Origin of the sequence: Bacillus sp. SIMBA_026, assembly GCF_046535335.1 — a bacterium.
Lineage (GTDB): Bacteria > Bacillota > Bacilli > Bacillales > Bacillaceae > Bacillus > Bacillus velezensis.
This window is the reverse complement of sequence record NZ_JAWRWX010000198.1, coordinates 1-268: the sequence shown is the minus strand read 5'-3', so window position 1 is coordinate 268 and position 268 is coordinate 1. Positions and strand designations below refer to the sequence as shown.

General features: G+C 67.2%; 1 protein-coding gene. It reads right to left on the bottom strand.

The features are described from left to right. Nucleotides 1-268, bottom strand: a 268-nt coding sequence (locus SB847_RS21185) for a hypothetical protein (RefSeq protein WP_410578600.1), incomplete at both ends; no start/stop codon positions are given.

Sequence of the window (268 nt, the reverse complement as noted above, 5' to 3'; positions counted from 1 at the left end):
CTCCAGCGGCTTCCGCGTCCCGTCGGCGTTGCCGCCGGGATGGAACCACCAGCGCTGCCACCAGCGCCACGACGCCGACGCCGGCACACGCCCAGAATCCTACGGTGAACGCATGGTCGGTTGGCGCGCCCTGGGCTGCGACATTGGACGAGATGAGGGCTGCGATCACAGCCGTGCCAATGCTGCTGCCGATGGTACGCAGCACCGTGTTGGCGCTGATCGCTTCTCCGGTTTGCGTGGCGGGTACGCTTTCCACGATCGCGTTCGA